We start from the raw sequence: 14,250 nt of genomic DNA on the forward strand, positions 1-14,250 counted from the left end.
GCGTCAGCGCGTGAGGACGAGCAGCATCTCCACGGCGCCGGAGTCCTCGACCTTGACGAAGCCGAGGTCGGGCGCCTCGATGCCGTAGTCCGAGAACGTCACGGGGATCTGGCCCGAGACCTCCACCGTGCCCTCCGCCGTGGTCTGCGCCTCGAGGGAGACCGTGACCGACTGCGTCTGGCCGGCGATCGTCAGGGCGCCGCGGGCCTCGCCGGTCACCATGCCCTCGGTGATCCCGGCGACGTCCACGGGCTCGGTGAGGGTGAACGTCGCCGTCGGGAAGTCGTCCGTCCGGAGGATCTCGAGGAACTGCCCGTCGCGGGAGTCCGAGTCGGTCGTCACGGTCGTCATGTCCACCGTGACCTCCGCGGCGGTGAGCTCGGTGCCCTCGACCGTGAGCGTGCCCGAGACGTCGTCCGTCCGCCCGACGACCGTGACGTCCTGGCCGTTGAGCACCTCGTCGACCCGGTACCCGGCCCGTGACGTGGCCGCGACGGTCCAGTCGCCCGCGAGGCTCTCGGCGGACAGGGGCGGGGTGCTGGGGGCGTCCGGGTCCGCCGACGCGTCGTCGGTCGGGGACAGGCTCAGCTCGTCCGGCGCCTTGTCGTTCTGGATCTGCGCGTACAGAGCCGTGCCCGCCACGACGGCGAGGACGGCGAGCACCGCGGCCACGAGGACGATGACGAGCTTTCTGTTCACGAGCAGGCTCCAGGGCGCGAGACGGTTGAGCCACTAGTACGGCATGTGGAACTGGGACTTCGCTGAGACCCACCGCACACAGCGTGGCACGGCCGCCGGTCCGGGGCCCGGCGGCCGTGCATGCTCACGCCTGCTGCCAGCTGTGCCACAGCCGCGCGTACTCGCCGTCCGCCGCGACGAGCTCGTCGTGCGAACCGATCTCGGAAATCCGGCCGGCGTCGACGACGGCCACGCGGTCGGCGTCGTGCGCGGTGTGCAGCCGGTGCGCGATCGCCACGACGGTCCGGCCCGTGAGCACGGCGTTGAGCGAGCGCTCCAGGTGCCGGGCCGCTCGCGGGTCGAGCAGCGACGTGGCCTCGTCGAGGACGAGGGTGTGCGGGTCGAGCAGGACGAGGCGCGCGAGCGCCACCTGCTGGGCCTGCGCCGGGGTGAGCACGTGCCCGCCGGAGCCGACCTCCGTGCCGAGGCCGTCCGGGAGTGCGGTGACCCAGCCGAGCGCGTCGACCGCGTCGAGCGCCTCGAGCAGTGCGGCGTCGTCGGCCGTGACGTCCGCCAGGCGCAGGTTCGCCGCGAGCGTGCCGACGAACACGTGGTGCTCCTGGGTGACGAGAGCGACGTGACGGCGCAGGTCCTCGAGGGGCAGCTCGACGAGGGGGACGCCGCCGACGGTCACCGCACCACCGGTGGGCGGGTGGATCCCCGCGAGCATCCGACCCAGCGTGGACTTGCCCGCACCGGACGGCCCGACGACCGCGAGGCGCTCCCCGACAGCGAGGTCGAGGTCGATCCCGTGCAGGACGTCGTGCCCCTCCCGGTAGGCGTACCGCACGCCGGTGGCGACGATGTGCTCGTCCTGCGGAACGGCGTCCCCGGCTTCCCGGTCGCGCTCGACGAGGCCCACGCCGATGATCCGGGAGAGCGAGGTCGCGGCGACCTGCGTCTCGTCGAGCCAGAAGATGAGCTCCCAGATCGGGCCGATGAGCTGTGAGGCGTAGAGCACGACGGTGGTGACCGCTCCGACGCTCGCGTTGCCCGTGGAGATCATGTACGCGCCCCACAGGAGCACGGCCACCGGTGCGATCATGAACGCGCTGTCCATCCCGGGGATGAGCACGGTGCGGAGCTTGAGGGTCTGGCGCTCGGCCTCGAACGCCTCGGACAGGTCGGAACGGACGCGCCGCCGGCGGCGGTCGGCGAGGTTGAGCGCGTCGACGGTGCGCGCACCCTCGACGGACTCGGACACGGTGCCGTTGATCGTCGCGTAGGCGGCCGACTCGCGCCGGTAGGCCGGCGCGGCGCGGGGCAGGTACCACCGTCCGACGAGAACGAAGATGGGCGTCCCGACGAGGAGCGCGACGGCGACGTGCGGAGCGGCGAAGAACGCTGCCACGATCGTCAGCAGCACGGTGACGATCGAGACGAGGATGCGGGGGACACCGAACCGCACCGCGTGCTGGATGAGGTCGACGTCGTTCGTCGTCCGGCCGAGCAGGTCACCGGTGCCGGACTTCTCCACCGTGGACAGCGGGAGCTCGGTGACGGTGACGAGGAAGTCCTCGCGCAGGCCCGCGAACACGGTCTCTCCGAAGACCATCGCGCCCCGCTGCGCGAACCGGATGAGCACCGACTGCGCGACGACGGCGAGCACGAGCACGAGCACCGTGCGGTTGACGTACGTCGCCGTCGTGCCCTGTGTCACGGCGTCGACGAGCCTGCCGAGCAGGAACGGGCCGGCCAGGCCCGCCACCGCCGCGCACGTGTGCAGGACGACGACGCGCGCGAGCCGGCTGCCGTGCTGCCGCAGGAGTCCGGCGGTGTGGCGCCGGACGGTGGCGCTGTCGGCCACGGGAAGCAGCACGCTGCTCATGAGAGCTCCTTGTCGATACGAACGGCGGAGACAGGTTCGGTGTCCTCGTCGAGGCCACGCCCGACGACGCCGCGGTAGTAGGCGTGGGACGGCTCCGTGCCGGTCAGCAGCTCGCGGTGCGTCCCCCTGGCGACGACGGCGCCGTCCCGCAGGACGAGGACCTCGTCCACGTGGTCGAGGACGAGGGGGCTCGCGGTGACGACAAGAGTCGACAACCCCTGCCGTGCCGCGGCGAGCCGGTCGGCGATCCGCGCCTCGGTGTGGGCGTCGACGGCGCTCGTGGGTTCGATGAGGAGCAGGTGCTCGGCCCGCGTCAGCAGAGCGCGCGCCAGGGCGACGCGCTGTCGTTGGCCCCCGGACAACGACCGGCCCTTCTCGGGGAGCTCACCGGCGAGCCCGCCCGGCGTCGAGTCGAGCACGTCCTGGGCGTCGGCGACGTGCAGAGCGGCGAGGATCTCCTCGTCGCTCGCGCGGTCACGCACGTCGAGCTCGTCGCGCAGCACGCCGGAGAACAGCTGGGTCGTGGCCTCCGCGACGACGATCCGCTCACGGACGACGGCCTTGTCGAGGTCGCGCAGGAGCACGCCTCCCAGGAGGACGGGCGTCGCGGCCTCGGCGGTGTCGTCGAACCGGCCCATCCGGGTCGCGACCGCGGCGGACTCGTCCGGGTCCACGCTCACGAGCGCGACGAGGCGCCCCGGGCGCAGCTCGATGCCCGTCACCGTGTCGAGGAGCGGCGCGCCGGGGGGCGGCGCGGTGGCCGTGCCCGGCTGGGCGCCGGTCGACGGCACGACGGCGAGCACCGCCGAGATCTTGCGGACGGCGACCACGGCGCGCGTCGTGATCTGCAGCGACTGCGTGAGGTTCTGCAGGGGCCACGTGAGGAATGCGGCGTACCCGTAGAAGGTCACCAGCTGACCGCCCGTGATGGTGCCCTCGAGGGCCTGGTGCGCGCCGAGCCACAGCACGAGGGCGACGAAGAGCCCCGGGAGCAGCACCTGGAGCGCATCGAGGTAGGACTGCGTCTGCGCGACCCGGACCCCGGCTCGCCGGACCTCCTGCGAGCGCTCGCGGTACCGGTCGGTGAAGACGCTCTCACCGCCGATGCCGCGCAGGATCCGCAGCCCGGAGACGGTGTCCGCTCCGAGGGTGGTCAGCGCGCCGGAGGCTTCGCGGTGCACCGACTGGCGGCGGTGCAGGGGCTTGACGAGCAGGCCGAGGATCCCGGCGACGAGCGGCAGCCCGACGACGACGACGACGCCGAGCACGGGTGACGTGACGAGCATGAGGACGGCGACGGCGGCGTACGCCACGAGGGAACCGATGAGGCGGGCGCAGTTGAAGAAGAACTCGCCGAGCCGCTTGGTGTCGGTCGCGACGGTCGCCACGACCTCGCCCGTGGGGATCGTGGCGGTGACGGCGTCGCCGCTGCGTCCCACGGTCTGCGTGACGAGCTGGGTGGTCGCGAACGCTGCGCGCAGCCAGTTCTGCACGTCGAGCCGGTGCCCGACGGCGCCGGCGACCACCTGGGTGAGGCCGGCTGCGAGCATGAGGGCGGCCCAGCGCAGGAGCTCGGGGCCGACGCCCTTCTCGAGCCCTTCGTCGAGGGCGCGGCCGAGGACGAACGGTGAGACGGCGGAGGCGAGGAAGGTGAGGATCCCGAGGGCGATGGAGCCAGCGAGGATCCCCCGCTGCTGGCGCGCGAGCCAGAGCAGGAAGCGGGTGGGGGACGAGGACGGCGGTGTCCCGGGGTCCGGGCGGGGGAGCGAAAGCACGGTCAGTAACATTACGTCGTGGCTCCGACACGGAGCGACGGAATATTCGGGGAGGTCCTCATGACGTCAGCACCTGCGGTCGATCCGCGCGCAAAGATCATCCGCGCCGCGGAGGGCGCCCTCACGCGCTACCGGGTCATGGCGTACGTCACCGGTGTCATGCTGCTGCTCCTCGTCGTCGAGATGGTGCTCGTCTACCTCGTGCAGATCAGCGACGACTCGGCCAGATGGATCGCGTGGATCCCGTTCGCCCACGGGTGGATCTACGTCGTCTACCTCGTCACCGTCGTCGACCTGTGGAGCAAGATGCGCTGGCCCGTGTCACGGCTCGCGGTGCTCGTGCTCGGTGGTGTCGTGCCCGTCCTGTCCTTCGTCGTCGAGCGGCGCGTGCACCGGGACGCCGAGGCGAGGATCGCCGCCGCTCGCAACGGGTGACCGCTCGTGCATCGGCGCGGGGGGAGCGCGTGCGCTGGGGGCGGGCGTGCCCGACGCCTCGTCGGCGTCCTTCCCGCGCTGCTCGCTGCCGGGATCGCGGCGGACGGGCCCGTGCAGGAAGGCGGACCGGCCCTCGCCCCTGGGTGGTCGGTCGACGGGTCCGCCCGGGCGGACCCGCCTCCGGACGACGCTGCGACCTCGCACGACCCGCCTGACTACCGGTCGGGGCCGTACGCGGGCTATCTCTGCCCGGACGGTCCGGCGGAGGCGGGTGCGTGGGCTTGTCGCGTGTCCCGCACGGGGCTCGCCGCGGTGGCGGGCCTCCATCAGCGGGTCGCGGCCGTCCTCAACGGGGGCACGTGCGAGATCCAGCAGGCCCTGTGGGTCTGCTTCGACGTGGACGTCCCTTTCGTCCTGCGCGGTGGGACGACGTACGGGGACACCTACCTCACCAGGCGGTCCCGCGAGGACCTCGGCCGCGACCTCATCGCGCACGAGCGCGAGCACGTGCACCAGTGGCAGCTCTTCGGTCCGACGTTCGCCCTCCTCTACGTCACCGCCGGTGTGGACCCGTGCGGCAACTACTTCGAGGAGGCCGCAGGGCTCGAGGAGGGCGACTACACGTGCGCGTGACCGCGGTCACGGCGCGGTCTGTGACGCGCCCCGCTCGGTAGAGTCGCAGGACTCCTCCCTGCCGATTGGGGCCTCGATGACCGACACCACGCCAGGCAGCGCAGCCCGTCGCGCGACCGACGGCCCGACGGCCGCCCTCCCGCCGCTCGTCGCCGAGTCCGCCCCTCTCGAGCCCGCCGAGCTCGCCCGGTATGCGCGGCACCTGAGCCTGCCCCACCTCGGCACGAGCGGGCAGCGCCGGTTGAAGAACGCGCGTGTCCTCGTCGTGGGAGCCGGGGGCCTGGGCAGTCCCGCCCTGCTCTACCTCGCTGCGGCCGGCGTGGGGACGCTCGGGATCGTCGACGACGACGTCGTCGACACCTCGAACCTCCAGCGCCAGGTCATCCACACCGTCGCCGACGTCGGCCGGCCCAAGGTGGACTCGGCCCGGGACAGGATCCGCTCGCTCAACCCCCACGTCGACGTGCGGACGCACCCGGTGCGCCTCGATGCCGGGAACGCGCTCGAGATCTTCCGGGAGTACGACCTCGTGCTCGACGGCGCCGACAACTTCGCGACCCGTTATCTCGTCAACGACGCGTGCGCGCTGCTCGGGATCCCGTACGTGTGGGGTTCGATCTTCCAGTTCCACGGTCAGACGAGCGTGTTCTGGGCTGCTCCGCCCGAAGGCGTCGAGCCGGTGACCTACCGAGACCTCTTCCCGACGCCGCCCCCGGCTGGTTCCGTCCCCAGCTGCGCGGAGGGTGGGGTGCTCGGTGCGCTGTGCGCGACCGTCGGCTCGGTCATGGTCACCGAGGCGGTCAAGCTCATCACGGGCGCGGGTCGCCCGCTCCTGGGCAGACTGGCCGTCTACGACGCGCTCGAGCTCACGTGGCGCCAGCTCACCGTCCACCCGGACCCCGACCTCGTGCCCGTTGTCGCGCTGGTCGACTACGAGGTGCTCTGCGGGCTCCCGCCGGCCGCGACGACGGACGACGCGAGGGCCGACGACGGCATCGAGCTGAGCGCCGCCCGGCTCGCCACGATGCTCGCGACGGGCGACGACGTCCTCGTCGTCGACGTCCGGGAGGCCTACGAGCGTCAGATCGTCGCGATCCCCGGGTCCGTCCACGTCTCCATGGACGAGCTGCTCGCGGGCGGAGGGCTCGATGCTCTCCCGAGAGACCGGCCGGTGGCGTTCTACTGCAAGATGGGCGGTCGTTCGCTCGCGGTGACCGAGGCGGCGCGCGAGCGCGGTCTGGACGCGCGCAGCGTCACCGGTGGCGTCCTCGCGTGGGTGCACGAGGTCGACCCCGGGCTGCCCGTGTACTGACCAGGCCCGGTGGGCGGCGGGCCGCTACAGCGCGAGGTCGAGCAGCCCGGTCGTGGGGGAGGACGCGAGCGCCTGCTCCCTGCGCGGGATCCGGCCGGCTCCGGCTGCGAGCCGCCCGGCGTCCACGGCCAGCCGCATCGCGCGGGCCATGCGCACCGGGTCCGCGGCCCGGGTCACGGCGGACGCGAGCAGGACCGCGTCGCACCCGAGCTCCATCGCCAGCGCCGCGTCGGAGGCGGTGCCGATCCCGGCGTCGAGGATGACGGGCACGGAGGACCAGTCGGCGATCGCGGCGATGTTGCGCGGGTTGAGGATCCCGAGGCCCGACCCGATCGGGGCGCCCAGCGGCATGACGGCAGCGCAGCCCACGTCCTGGAGCTTGCGTGCGAGCACCGGGTCGTCGTTGGTGTACGGCAGGACGACGAAGCCCGCCCGGACGAGCTCGTCCGCGGCCCGGACGAGCTCGATGGGGTCCGGCAGGAGCGTGACGTCGTCCGCGAGGACCTCGAGCTTGACCCACGGTGTCCCGCACGCCTCGCGGGCGAGCTCGGCGGTGAGCACGGCTTCGCGGGCGTTGAAGCATCCCGCGGTGTTGGGCAGGGGTCGGATGCCGTGGCGAGCGAGCAGGTCCCACACCGTGCCGCCGCCCGCAGCACCCGGCTGCGGCGTGCTCACGCGGCGCATCGCGACCGTCGTGAGCTCGGTCCCGGAGGCGACGAGCGCCTCCTCGAGGTGCAGGAGGTTCGGTGCCCCGCCGGTGCCCATGACGAGGCGGGACGTGAACGTGACTCCCGCGACGACGAACGCGTCAGGCTCCTCGGTCATCCGCCCTGCACCGCCGTGACGATCTCGACGCGGTCCCCGACGGTGAGCCCGGTGCCCGCCCACCGTCCCCGGGGGACGACGTGGTCGTTGATGGCGACCGCGACGCCGCTCGGTGCACCGTCCGACGCGCAGGCCGGCGCGTAGAGCGCGACGAGGGACCGGAGGTCGGTGAGCCCGGCGAGCGCCCGCTCCTCACCGTTGACGATGATCGATCCGCGGGTCATCGGTCCGCTCCGGTGAGCGCGAAGCGGAGGGGATCGACCGCGGGGGGAGGACTGCCGTGTCGGCCCGCGAACAGGTCGTCGAGGAGGTCTGCGGTGAGCGGGGTGAGCAGGACGCCGTTGCGGTGGTGGCCGGTCGCGGCGACGAGGCCGGGCACGGACGTCCGGCCGATGAGGGGCAGGTTGTCCGGCGTCCCGGGACGGGCCCGCGCGGTGACCTCGACGAACGTGAGCTCGTCGATGCCCGGGACGAGTGCCCGCGCGTCCCGCAGGAGCGCGTGGACCCCACCGGCCGTGGCGGTGGGCACGTCGCGTTCCTCGCTCGTCGCACCCACGACCACCTCCCCGCCGGGCCGTGGCACGACGTAGACCGGGCGCAGCTGGACCGTCCCGCGCACGACGTGGCGCAGCCCGAAGCCCGTCCCGCGCGCGTCGAGCCGGAGCGCCTCGCCCATGACCGGCCGGGTCGGCAGCACGACCTCGGGGACGTCGCCCAGCAGCCCGCCCGACGCCGCACCTGCGGCGAGCACGACGACGCCGGCGTGGTGGGTCCCGCCTGCGCGGTCCTCGGCGCCGACGACGGCGCCGGACGGTGAGCGCAGGAGGCGCGCGGCCTCGTGCCGCACGATGGTCGCGGTCCGCCTGCCCGCACCAGAGCCCGTGAGAGCCGTGAGCAACGCGGCGTGGGTCGCACGGGGGTCGACCTGGTGGTCGCCGGCCACCCGGTACGCGCCGGAGAGGCGGCCGCCGAGGAACGGCTCCTCCTCCCGTGCCTGGGAGACGGTGAGCTCCTCGGAGGTCAGGCCGAGCGCCCGGTGGAGCTCCGCGAGCCGCCTGCCCTGCGCGGCGTCGGCCTGGTCGTACGCCACGGACAGCGTGCCGCACGCCTGCAGTCCGGTGGGGCTGCCCGTCGCGTCCTCGAGCTCCGCCGCGAAGGCCGGCCACCGCCGGGCGGACGCGACACAGAGCTCGGTGAGCGACTCCTCACCGAAGCTCGCCTCGGTGACCGGTGCGAGCATCCCGGCCGCAGCGTGGGTGGCGCCGGTGCCGGGCGCCGGATCGAGGCAGGTGACGGTGAGGCCTGCGCGCAGGGCGCGCCATGCGGCCGTGGCACCGATGATGCCGAGCCCCACGACGAGGACGTCGCTCGTCGTGGCGCGAGCGGGCGTGGACCGATCGACAGGTGCGCGCATGCGCTGTGCTCCCTTCGCTGGCATGACCCAGAGCAGGTTCGACGGTCGGCGTGACGCCCTCTCAGCCCCGCCGTGTGCGGGGCTCCCGTGCGTCAGCCACAGTACACTCACGCCCCATGACGCTCACGGAGCACGGCGCGGCCCCCCTGCCCGACGACAGCGCCACGGGCTCTCTCGCGGCCCGCGCGTCCGTGCGCCGCCGCCTGGCCGACGCCCGGCTGTACCTGTGCACCGACGCGCGCGCGGACCGCGGCGACCGGGCGGACTTCGCGGCGTTCGTCCGCACCGTGCTGCGGGCCGGTGTCGACGTCATCCAGCTGCGGGACCGGTCCCTGGACGTCGTCGAGGAGCTCGAGCTGCTCGCGCTCATGGCCGCCCTCACCGAGGAGGAGGGCGCGCTGCTCGCCGTCAACGACCGCGCCGACGTGGCGACAGCGGCAGGAGCGCAGATCCTGCACACCGGCCAGCGCGACCTGCCGGTCACCGTCGCGCGCGGCCTCGTCGGCCCGTCCGTCGGCATCGGACGCTCCACACGCGGCGGGGAGCAGGCCGTAGCAGCGGACGCCGACCCGGACGTCGACTACTTCTGCGTCGGCCCGGTCCATGCCACTCCGACGAAGCCTGGCCGGTCCGCCGTCGGCGTGGACGCCGTGCGGGACGTCGCACGCCTCGCCCCGACGACGCCCTGGTTCGCGATCGGCGGGATCGACCTCACGACGCTGCGACCCGTCCTCGACGCCGGTGCGCGCCGCGTCGTCGTGGTCCGGGCGATCACGGACGCGAGCGACCCCGCGGACGCGACGAGGAGGATCCGGGCCGCCGTCGTGGGCGCTTGAACCCCGCCCGACGTGCGCCGACTATCCTGGGGTCGTGACGCAGACCCCAACCTCCTTGCCGCGCCCCGTCCTCGTCGTGGACTTCGGTGCCCAGTACGCCCAGCTCATCGCGCGCCGTGTCCGCGAGGCCAACGTGTACTCCGAGATCGTCCCCAGCACCTTCACGGTCGAGCAGATGCTCGCGAAGGACCCGGCGGCGATCATCCTCTCGGGCGGCCCGTCGTCCGTCTACGCCACGGGCGCCCCGTTCGTCGACCCTGAGCTGTTCACCGCCGGCGTCCCTGTCCTGGGCATCTGCTACGGCTTCCAGGCGATGGCCAAGGCGCTCGGCGGATCCGTCGCCCAGACCGGCCTGTCCGAGTACGGCGGGACGTTCGTCGAGATCAACCACCCCGGTTCCCTCCTCGAGGGATCGCCCGAGCAGCAGACGACGTGGATGAGCCACGGCGACGCCGTGCACTCCGCCCCCGAGGGCTTCGAGGTCCTCGCGACGTCGGCCGGCTCGCCCGTGGCCGCGTTCGAGGACACGGAGCGTCACCTCTACGGCGTGCAGTGGCACCCCGAGGTCAGGCACTCGCCCCTCGGCCAGAAGGCGATCGAGAACTTCCTCTACCGCGGCGCCGGGCTCGCACCCGACTGGACGCCCGGCAACGTCATCGCCGACCAGGTCGAGATCATCCGCGCGCAGGTGGGCGACGCCCGGGTCATCTGTGGCCTCTCCGGCGGGGTCGACTCCTCCGTGGCTGCCGCGCTCGTGCAGAAGGCCGTCGGAGACCAGCTCACCTGCGTGTTCGTCGACCACGGTCTGCTGCGGGCCGGTGAGGCCGAGCAGGTCGAGAAGGACTTCGTCGACGCCACCGGCGTGCAGCTCAAGGTCGTCAACGCCCAGCAGCGTTTCCTCCAGGCGCTCGCCGGGGTGAGCGACCCCGAGACGAAGCGCAAGATCATCGGCCGTGAGTTCATCCGGGTGTTCGAGGACGCCGCACGCGAGGTCGTCGCCGACGCGGGCGCGCACGGTGACGAGGTGAAGTTCCTCGTGCAAGGCACGCTCTACCCGGACGTCGTCGAGTCCGGCGGTGGTGAGGGTGCTGCGAACATCAAGAGCCACCACAACGTCGGCGGGCTCCCTGACGACCTGCAGTTCTCCCTCGTGGAGCCGCTGCGCACCCTGTTCAAGGATGAGGTGCGGGCCGTCGGCCTCGAGCTCGGCGTGCCCGAGGGCATCGTCTGGCGCCAGCCGTTCCCGGGGCCCGGCCTCGGGATCCGGATCGTCGGAGAGGTCACCGGCGAGCGGCTGGAGATCCTCCGTGCCGCGGACGCGATCGCCCGCGAGGAGCTCACGCGCGCCGGCCTCGACCGGGAGATCTGGCAGTGCCCCGTCGTGCTGCTCGGCGACGTGCGGTCCGTCGGCGTGCAGGGCGACGGGCGCACCTACGGGCACCCCATCGTCCTGCGTCCCGTGTCCTCCGAGGACGCGATGACAGCCGACTGGACCCGCCTGCCGTACGACGTGCTGGCGACCATCTCCACGCGCATCACCAACGAGGTCAAGGACGTCAACCGTGTCGTCCTGGACGTCACGAGCAAGCCACCGGGCACCATCGAGTGGGAGTGACTCACCGCCCGCATCCGTAGCCCTCTCGCTACGGTGGGACAGAGAGCATGCAGGCACGACCAACGAAGGAGTGCACGATGGCGAGCAAGGTCACGATCAGGCAGAGCAAGGGTGTGGGGGTCGTCGGGCTGCTGACGCTCATCGCGGGAGTGGTCCTCCTCATCGCGGGTGGCATCACGTGGTGGGCGGTCGCGGACAAGCTGGCGGACGAGGAGATCACCGTCTCCGAGGACGCGTCCTTCCTCGCGGGGAAGAAGGTCAACGACCCGTTCTCGGCCTTCGCCCAGGCTGACGTCATCAACAAGCACGCTCTCGAGGCGTCCGACGGCAACACGTACGCGGAGCTCGGGCAGGGCGACGAGCGGCGCGAGACGGTGATGAACGCGTCGTTCCTGCGAGCGTCGCTCTTCACGTCGGTCGTGTCGTTCGGCGTGGCGGCCCTCGTCATGGGCCTCGGGATCCTCTTCATCATCAACGGGTGGGCGCTGCGCCGTATGGCCGGTGGACCGCCGGTCGTCGTCGAGACCTCGGACGACCGTGACGGCGGTGACCGCGGCGGCCGCTCGGCACGCACCGACACGTCGCGTGCGGACAGCACGCGCCACGAGGCCGGCCTGCCGGCCGAGGCGAGCAAGGAGCCCGGGACGCGGCGCAGCGGACCCATCGCGTCGTCTGTGACGACGCCGGCCGCACAGCGCTCCGACGCGGCACCGTCCACGACCGCCACGCCGATCGTCCCGGCCTCGGGCCGGGCCGCGTCCCAGCACGACGCCGCCCCCGCCACGGGTGCGACTCCCGTCGCCCCGCGCGAGGACCCGGTCCGGCTGAGCCGCACCGACCGCATCGGTTCATCTCCCGCACCGGCGGGCCTGCGGCCGGCCACTGCCGCGTCGGCGTCCGACGCGACCGCCGTCCAGCCCGCGGTCTCCGCGGAGGACTCGTCCGCCGAGGGCTCCCGGCCCGATGGTGTGGGACGGCCGGAGACGGACGGGCGCCCGGCCGGATGGGCGTCGCCCGCCGACCGCGTCCCGCCGGCCGACGACGCGCGAGGCTCGTCCGGCAGCTGAGGGACGCCCGACGACGAGGACGGGCACCGGGGGAGACCCCCGGTGCCCGTCCTCGTTCCTGCCGGTGCTCGCGCGACGTGCGGCGTCGCGGGCTGCGCGTCAGCGTCGCGCCCTGCGCATCAGCGTCGCGCCCTGCGCGTCAGCGTCGCCGGACCGCCTTCGCGACCGACACTCCCACGAGCGCGGCGCCGGCCGCGGCGAGCGCGATGATGAGCGCCAGCTCCTCGTCGAACTCCGCGCCGAGGAGGCGCGCCAGGAAACCTGCCCCGACGAGGGCGACGAACACGCCCCAGATGAGGGTCGGTACGGCGACCCCGGGACGGGACGTCGCCGGTCGCGTGCTGCTCGTGCCGCTCATGAGTCCTCCTTGATGATGACGTTGCCCACGCCGTGGCTGATCTCCAGGTGGATCTGCGCGTCCTCGCCGTCGGCGACGTCCCGCGTCTCGAAGGTTGCCGAGCTGATCCCGAGGCCCCCGACGCTGCGCTCCTGTCGGTGGTCCTCGTCGCCGATCACCCACTCGACCTGGCCCGCGCGGACAGCCACCTCGGCCGACGCCGACGGGTCCTCGGGAAGGATGACGGTGAGCTGGCCGACCGCCATCTGGACCGGGATGCGGACCGCGTCGCCCGGGTCGAGGTCGAGGTCGGTGAGGTCGAGGACCATGTCGCCGATGCCCATCGCGTACCCGTCCTGCGCCTCACCCGTGGTCGTGGGGGCGAACCGCTCGTCACCGACCCCCGAGCGGGTGGCCGTGCGCAGGTCGAGCTCCGTCGACCAGGAGCCGACGCCGACGGCCAGCAGGATCCCGAGGACCGCGAGGACGCCGAGGCCGCCGCTCGTGCGGCCGAGCACCCCGGCGACGATGATCGCGAGGCCCGCGAGCACGAGCGTCACGGCGACGGCGATGAGCGAGATCGTGATGAGCCCACCGTCGACGTCGAGGCGGCCCGCCCGTTCGGCGAGGCGCAACCCCACGTAGGTGAGGGTGCCCAGTCCGAGGACGAGCGACACCGCCGCCGCGCCGGCGCCGTGGCGGGCGGGTGCCTGCTCGACCGCGCTCGCACTCGCCGGGGTCGACTTCGACAGGTTGACCGGTGGCTGCTGTCCGGTGCCACCGGGTGCGGGTGCACCGGCGCCGTGCCCGTGGAGCTCGTCGTCGGACCAGGTCTGACCGTTCGACCAGCCCTGCCCGCTCGTCCATCCGGTGACGGTCCAGCCGCCGGAGCCCGTCTCCGCGCCGGTCGTGCCTGCCGACCCGCGCGGACGTGCACCGTTGGCGGAGCGGTTCTGCACGTACGCGACGACGAGGTAGATCGTGAACCCGGAGAGCGCCACCCAGAAGACCGCGTCGAACCACCCGTTCCCGGAGTTCCCCCACGCACCCGGCCGGTCGCTGAACCCGAGGATGAGCATGATCGCCGAGCCGGCGAGGGCTGCGTCGAAGCGACCGTGGACGGCCTCCTGCAGGTGGATGCGACCGTCCGAACGCTCGGGGAGCAGCGCCCACCCCGCGGCGTAGAGGATGAGCCCGACGCCGGTAGCGATGCCGAGGACGCCGAGCAGCGCCCGCACGAGGAGCGGGTCGACGCCGAGACGTGCGGCCACCCCTGACGCGACGCCCCCGATCCACCGGTCGTCACCGCGGGTGATCCCTGTGCGTCGGATGGAGTCGAAGAAGTCGTCGAACCTGTCGTGGCCTGCTGGCGGAGGGGGCGTGTCGGCCCCCGATCCTGGTGCGGGTGTTCCTGTGCTGTCCATGTCCCGATCCT

The 14,250-nt window shown here is 73.0% G+C and carries 14 protein-coding genes and 1 riboswitch; of the genes, 6 read left to right on the forward strand and 8 right to left on the reverse strand.

The features are described 5' to 3' along the window. Positions 1 to 3 precede the first annotated feature (3 nt). The 3 genes from AC2AXK_RS08505 to AC2AXK_RS08515 all read right to left on the reverse strand — a co-directional run bounded on the left by AC2AXK_RS08505 (position 4) and on the right by AC2AXK_RS08515 (position 4,353). On the reverse strand, positions 4 to 699 hold the full coding sequence (locus AC2AXK_RS08505) for a YceI family protein (RefSeq protein ID WP_484344940.1): 696 nt from the start codon (positions 697 to 699) through the stop codon (positions 4 to 6). A 124-nt stretch (positions 700 to 823) separates the two neighbouring features. Further along, positions 824 to 2,566, reverse strand: a complete 1,743-nt coding sequence (locus AC2AXK_RS08510; RefSeq protein WP_484344941.1) for an ABC transporter ATP-binding protein — start codon at positions 2,564 to 2,566, stop codon at positions 824 to 826. Next, complete coding sequence (locus tag AC2AXK_RS08515; RefSeq protein ID WP_484344942.1) at positions 2,563 to 4,353, reverse strand: ABC transporter ATP-binding protein; 1,791 nt, start codon at positions 4,351 to 4,353, stop codon at positions 2,563 to 2,565. The genes AC2AXK_RS08510 and AC2AXK_RS08515 overlap by 4 nt, the downstream gene beginning before the upstream one ends. 48 nt (positions 4,354 to 4,401) lie before the next feature. Here AC2AXK_RS08515 and AC2AXK_RS08520 point away from each other — a divergent pair, with 48 nt between their 5' ends. From AC2AXK_RS08520 to moeB, 3 genes are all read left to right on the forward strand, one after another. Continuing rightward, complete coding sequence (locus AC2AXK_RS08520; protein ID WP_484344943.1) at positions 4,402 to 4,776, forward strand: DUF3817 domain-containing protein; 375 nt, start codon at positions 4,402 to 4,404, stop codon at positions 4,774 to 4,776. Between the two features lie 288 nt (positions 4,777 to 5,064). Next, positions 5,065 to 5,409, forward strand: a complete 345-nt coding sequence (locus AC2AXK_RS08525) for a Fe-S oxidoreductase (protein ID WP_484344944.1) — start codon at positions 5,065 to 5,067, stop codon at positions 5,407 to 5,409. Positions 5,410 to 5,485: 76 nt separating this feature from the next. After that, positions 5,486 to 6,721: a molybdopterin-synthase adenylyltransferase MoeB gene (moeB, locus tag AC2AXK_RS08530; RefSeq protein ID WP_484344945.1), complete on the forward strand. Its 1,236-nt coding sequence runs from the start codon at positions 5,486 to 5,488 to the stop codon at positions 6,719 to 6,721. Between the two features lie 24 nt (positions 6,722 to 6,745). On the opposite strand, the gene AC2AXK_RS08535 is transcribed toward moeB, so the two are convergent. The 3 genes from AC2AXK_RS08535 to thiO are packed head-to-tail and all read right to left on the reverse strand — an operon-like array spanning position 6,746 to position 8,960. After that, a complete protein-coding gene (locus AC2AXK_RS08535) occupies positions 6,746 to 7,546 on the reverse strand; it encodes a thiazole synthase (RefSeq protein ID WP_484344946.1) in 801 nt (266 codons plus the stop codon). After that, positions 7,543 to 7,770 carry a sulfur carrier protein ThiS gene (gene thiS, locus AC2AXK_RS08540; RefSeq protein ID WP_484344947.1) on the reverse strand — a complete coding sequence of 76 codons (228 nt, stop codon included), beginning with the start codon at positions 7,768 to 7,770 and terminating at the stop codon, positions 7,543 to 7,545. Before thiS ends, AC2AXK_RS08535 begins: the two co-directional genes overlap by 4 nt. Continuing rightward, positions 7,767 to 8,960, reverse strand: a complete 1,194-nt coding sequence (thiO, locus tag AC2AXK_RS08545; RefSeq protein WP_484344948.1) for a glycine oxidase ThiO — start codon at positions 8,958 to 8,960, stop codon at positions 7,767 to 7,769. Before thiO ends, thiS begins: the two co-directional genes overlap by 4 nt. Positions 8,961 to 8,967: 7 nt before the next feature. Beyond that, positions 8,968 to 9,051: riboswitch (TPP riboswitch) on the reverse strand. 25 nt (positions 9,052 to 9,076) lie between these two features. Between thiO and thiE the strand changes: the two genes are divergently transcribed. From thiE to AC2AXK_RS08560, 3 genes are all read left to right on the forward strand, one after another. After that, positions 9,077 to 9,796, forward strand: a complete 720-nt coding sequence (gene thiE / locus AC2AXK_RS08550; RefSeq protein WP_484344949.1) for a thiamine phosphate synthase — start codon at positions 9,077 to 9,079, stop codon at positions 9,794 to 9,796. A gap of 34 nt (positions 9,797 to 9,830) precedes the next feature. Next, on the forward strand, positions 9,831 to 11,411 hold the full coding sequence (gene guaA, locus AC2AXK_RS08555) for a glutamine-hydrolyzing GMP synthase (RefSeq protein WP_484344950.1): 1,581 nt from the start codon (positions 9,831 to 9,833) through the stop codon (positions 11,409 to 11,411). Positions 11,412 to 11,488: 77 nt separating this feature from the next. Next, positions 11,489 to 12,478 carry a hypothetical protein gene (locus AC2AXK_RS08560; RefSeq protein ID WP_484344951.1) on the forward strand — a complete coding sequence of 330 codons (990 nt, stop codon included), beginning with the start codon at positions 11,489 to 11,491 and terminating at the stop codon, positions 12,476 to 12,478. Positions 12,479 to 12,617: 139 nt separating this feature from the next. On the opposite strand, the gene AC2AXK_RS08565 is transcribed toward AC2AXK_RS08560, so the two are convergent. Both AC2AXK_RS08565 and AC2AXK_RS08570 read right to left on the reverse strand, forming a co-directional pair. Further along, entirely contained in the window at positions 12,618 to 12,836 is a 219-nt protein-coding gene (locus AC2AXK_RS08565) for a hypothetical protein (protein WP_484344952.1), read from the reverse strand. Continuing rightward, positions 12,833 to 14,239, reverse strand: coding sequence for a PspC domain-containing protein (locus AC2AXK_RS08570; RefSeq protein WP_484344953.1), 1,407 nt, complete (start codon positions 14,237 to 14,239; stop codon positions 12,833 to 12,835). Before AC2AXK_RS08570 ends, AC2AXK_RS08565 begins: the two co-directional genes overlap by 4 nt. Positions 14,240 to 14,250 lie beyond the last annotated feature (11 nt).

The sequence above is a fragment of the Sanguibacter sp. Z6_81 genome (assembly GCF_057180625.1).